At 76.6% G+C, this 5054-nt stretch carries 2 protein-coding genes; both read left to right on the forward strand.

Features of this window, described 5'->3' with window-relative positions:
* The coding region (locus ABD879_RS31960; protein WP_345025515.1) for a condensation domain-containing protein at window positions 1-1559 on the forward strand (1559 nt) is incomplete at its 5' end.
* Window positions 1556-5054 (forward strand): amino acid adenylation domain-containing protein (locus ABD879_RS31965; protein ID WP_345025516.1); only part of this gene is annotated, 3499 nt, incomplete at its 3' end. The genes ABD879_RS31960 and ABD879_RS31965, both read left to right, overlap by 4 nt.

Below are 5054 nucleotides of genomic sequence, written 5' to 3' on the forward strand. Positions count from 1 at the left end.
CCGTCGAAGAACTCGCCGCCATCGCCCGCCCCCTCGCCGACGCCGACGCCGTCGAAGCCGAACCACCGGGAACGGGCACCGGGCCGGTGCCGGTCACGCCGATCGTGGCGTGGCTGCGGGACCGGGTGGGCGGCGACGCCTCCCTGATCGCCGGGTTCCACCAGTCCATGGTGCTGCGCACCCCCGCCGACCTGGGCCTGGACAGGCTGACGGCCGCCTGGCAGAAGGTCCTCGACCACCACGACATGCTCCGCCTCCGCCTCGACGTGGACGGGAACGGCGACGGCCCCGGGGAGTGGCGGCCCGTGGTCCGGCCGGTCGGAGACGTGCGCGCCGCCGACCAGGTGACCCGCGTGGACGTGGCCGGGCTGGACGCCGACAAGCTCGCCGCCGTCGTCACCGAGCAGGCCCACGCCGCCCGCGACCGGCTCGACCCGCGCATCGGGGCGGTCGCGCGGCTGGTGTGGTTCGACGCGGGCACGGCGCAGGGCAGGCTCCTGGTCATGCTGCACCACCTCGTCGTCGACGGCGTGTCGTGGCGCATCCTGCTGCCGGACCTGGTCACCGCGTGGGCGGGCGGCGAACTGCAGCCCGTCGGGACGTCGTTCCGGCGCTGGGCGCAGCGGCTCACCGCCTCCGCCTCCGACCCCGAACGCGCCGCCGAGCTGGACACCTGGCTCGACATCGTGGACGGCCCCGACCAGCGCATCGCCGACCGTCCGCTCGACCCGCGCGCGGACATCGCGGCGCGGGCCCGGTCGCTGACGCTCACCCTGCCCGCCGACGTCACCGCGCCGCTGCTGACCGACGTGCCCGCCGCGTTCCACGGCCGCGTGGGCGACGTGCTGCTCACCGGGCTGGCCCTGGCCGCCGTCCAGTACCGGCGGCGGCGCGGCGGCCGCGGCACGAGCGTGCTGGTCGATCTCGAAGGGCACGGCCGCGAGGACGTCATCCCCGGGGTGGACGTCACGCGGACGGTCGGCTGGTTCACCTCGATCCACCCGGTGCGGCTCGACCCGGGCGCGGTGGAGCCGGGTGAGATCCGCGCGGGCGGCCCGGCCCTCGGCACCGCGTTGAAGAAGGTCAAAGAGCAGCTCCGCGAGATCCCCGACAACGGCATCGGCTACGGCCTGCTGCGCCACCTCGACCCGGCCGCGGCCGAAGAACTGGCCGGCCTGCCGCCCGCGCAGCTGGCGTTCAACTACCTGGGCCGCGTCGCCCCCGGCGGCGACGGCGCGGACTGGAGCCTGGCGCCGGAGGAGACGCCCCCGGGCGAGGACCCGCGCATGCCGATGGCGCACGCCGTGGAGATCAACGCGGTCACCCGCGACCTGCCCGGCGGACCCGAGCTGAACGCCACCTGGACCTGGCCGGACGGCCTGCTCGCCGAGGACGACGTGCGCGAGCTGGCCGAGGCGTGGTCCACCGCGCTGCGCGGCCTGGCCGCCCACGTCGCCGCCGGATCGTCCGCCGGCGGGTTCACCCCGTCCGACCTGCTGGTGGACCTCGACCAGGGGGAGATCGACAAGCTCCAGGACGCGTGGAGGAAGCAGCAGTGACCCGGTCCGACATCGAGGACATCCTGCCTCTGGCGCCGCTGCAGCAGGGGTTCTTCTTCCACGCGCTCCACGACGCCGGCACCGCATCGGGCACCGACGTCTACACCGCCCAGCTCGTCCTCGACCTGGAGGGCCCGCTGGACGCGGCCGTGCTGCGCGCCTCCGCGCAGACCCTGCTGCGCCGCCATCCCAACCTGCGCGCCGCGTTCTGGCACGAGGACCTCAGCCGCCCGGTCCAGGTGATCCCGCGCCACGTCGACACGCCCTGGGCGGAGCTCGACCTCACCGGCGCCGCCGACCCCGACGCCGAGGCCGCCGCGGCCGTCGAACGCGAACGGGCCCGCCCGTTCGACCTGACCGACCCGCCGCTGCTGCGGTTCGTGCTGCTGCGGCTCGGAGCGCAGCGGCACCGCCTCGTCCTCACCAACCACCACATCCTGCTGGACGGCTGGTCGACGCCGCTGCTGGCCACCGAGCTGTTCGCGGTGTACGCGGCGGGCGGGCAGGACGCCGGCCTGCCGCGCCCCGCCCCCTACAAGAACTACCTGGCCTGGCTCGCCCGCCAGGACCGGGCCGCCGCCGCGGACGCCTGGACGGCCGCCCTCGCCGGCGTCGACGGCCCGACCCTGGTGGCGCCCGAGGCCGCCGGACGCCCCGCGACGATGCCGCGGCGCACCGAGATCGAACTGGACGAGGCGCTGACGAGGAAGCTCACCCGGCTGGCGCGCAGGCACGCCGTCACGCTGGGCACCGTGCTGCAGGGCGCCTGGGGCCTGCTCGTCGCCCACCTCACCGGCCGCGACGACGTGGTGTTCGGCGCGGCCGTCTCCGGGCGCCCCGCCGAACTGCCGGACGTCGAGTCCATGATCGGGCTGTTCGTCAACACCGTGCCGGTGCGGGTGCGGGCCCGGCCCGGCGACTCGTTCGCCGACGTCCTCGAACGCGTCCAGGACGAGCAGGTCGAACTGCTGGCCCACCACCACCTCGGCCTCACCGACATCCAGCGCGCGGCCGGGCAGGCGGCGGTCTTCGACACCGTCACGGTCCTGGAGAACTACCCCTACGACCCGTCCGCCACCGGCACGGCGATCAACGGCGTGCGGGTCACCGGCGTCGACTCCCACGACGCCACCCACTACCCGCTGTCCCTGGCCGCCGTACCCGGCCCGCGGCTCACCCTGCGCCTGTACCACCGGCCCGACCTGTACGGGGACCGCGACGCCGACCGGCTGCTCGGCCGCCTGCGGCGGCTCGTCGAGACGTTCGCCGCCGACCCCGGCGGGCCCGTCGGCCGCGCCGACCTGCTCACCGAGGACGAACGCCACCGCACCCTCACCGTCTGGAACGACACCGCGGACGCCGTCGCCGACGCCACGATCCACGGCCTGTTCGAGGCGCAGGCGGCCCGGCGGCCCGACGCCCCCGCCGTCATCGACGGGGACACCGTCCTCACCTACGGCGAACTCGACGCGGCGGCGAACCGGCTCGCCCGCGTGCTGGCCGACCGCGGCGCCGGACCCGAGCGGATCGTGGCGGTGGCGCTGCCCCGCTCGGCCGACCTGGTCACGGCGACCCTCGCCGCGGGCAAGGCCGGGGCCGCCTTCCTGCCCGTGGACCCCGAGTACCCGCCGCAACGCATCGCCCACATGCTCGGCGACGCGCGCCCCGTCCTGACGGTCAGCACGTCGCGGCACGCCGACCGGCTGCCCGGCACCGGCCTGCTCCTGCTGGACGACCCCGCCACCGCCGCGCTGATCGACGCCCAGGCCCCGGACGCGCCGCGCGGCGGCACGGCGCCGCGGCCGGACCACCCGGCCTACGTCATCTACACCTCCGGATCGACCGGCCGCCCCAAGGGCGTGGTCGTCACCCACGCGGGCATCGCGAGCCTGGCCCGCGCGCAGATCGACGGCATGGCGGTCGGGCCCGACGCCCGCGTCCTGCAGCTCGCCTCGCCCGGCTTCGACGCCTCGGTGTTCGAACGGCTGGCCGCGATCGGCTCCGGCGCCGCCATGGTGGTCGCCCCGCCGGACGTGTACGGCGGGGAACGCCTGCGCGACCTGATCCGCGACCGGGCCGTCAGCCACGCCGTCATCACCCCCTCGGCCCTGGCCACCGTGCCGTGCGAGGACCTCGCCGGGCTGCGCACCCTGCTGGTCGCCGGCGAGGCGTGCCCGCCCGGCCTGGTCGCCCGCTGGGCCCCGGACCGCCGCATGGTCAACGCCTACGGCCCCACCGAGACGACCGTGTGCGCCACGATGAGCGGGCCGCTGCCGGACGGGCCCGTCCCGCCGATCGGCGCGCCGATCCGCAACACCCGCGTCTACGTGCTGGACGGCGCGCTGCGGCCGGTGCCGCCCGGAACCCCCGGAGAGCTCTACGTCGCGGGCCCCCTCCTGGCCCGCGGCTACCTGGGGCGGCCCGCGCTGACCGCCGAACGGTTCGTCGCCTGCCCCTACGGCCCGCCCGGCGAGCGGATGTACCGCACGGGCGACCTCGTGCGGTGGCGCGACGACGGCACCCTCGACTACCTGGGCCGCGTCGACCAGCAGGTGAAGATCCGCGGGATCCGCATCGAACTCGGCGAGGTCGAGGCCGTGCTGACGGCGCACGAGACGGTGGCGCAGGCGGCGGCCGCGGTCCGCGACGGCCGCCTCGTCGGCTACGTCGTCCCCGCCCCCGGCGCCGCCGTCGACGAGGCGGAACTGCGCCGCTTCGCGGGCCGCTCGCTGCCGGACCACGCCGTCCCCGCCGTGCTGGTGGTGCTGGACGAACTGCCGCAGACCCCCAACGGCAAGCTGGACCGCGCCGCGCTGCCCGCGCCCACGGCGCCCTCCGGCACCGGCCGCGCCCCGCGCACCCCGCGCGAGGAGATCCTGTGCAACCTGTACGCGCAGGTCCTCGGCCTGGACCGGGTCGGCGCGGACGACGACTTCTTCGCGCTCGGCGGCGACTCGCTGACCGCCGTCCGCCTGGCCGGGCGGGTCCGGTCCGCGCTCGGCGTCGAACTGCCCGTGCGGGCCCTGTTCGAGGCGCCGACGGTCGCCGCGCTGGCCGGGCGGCTGGACGAGGCGCAGGGGCGGGCCCGGCCCCCGCTCGTCCGCCGGGACCGGCCCGAGGTGATCCCGCTGTCGTACGCGCAGCGGCGCCTGTGGTTCCTCAACCGGTTCGAGGGCGCCCGCTCGGCGGCCTACAACATCCCGGTCGCGCTGCGGCTCACCGGCCGCGTCGACCATGACGCGCTGCGCGCCGCCCTCGGCGACGTGGTGGCCCGGCACGAACCGCTGCGGACCATTTACCCGGACGCGTCGGGCACGCCGCGCCAGCACATCCTCGACCCGGCGGCCGCGCGGCCCCGCCTCCCCGTCGTCGAGACCGACGAGGCGCACCTGCCCGCCGCCCTCGCCGACGCCGCCGGGCAGGGCTTCGACCTGTCGGTGGAACCGCCGCTGCGCGCCCACCTGTTCCGCCTCGCCCCCGACGAGCACGTGGCGC

Source organism: Actinomadura keratinilytica, assembly GCF_039539665.1.
GTDB classification, from domain to species: Bacteria; Actinomycetota; Actinomycetes; order Streptosporangiales; family Streptosporangiaceae; genus Spirillospora; species Spirillospora keratinilytica.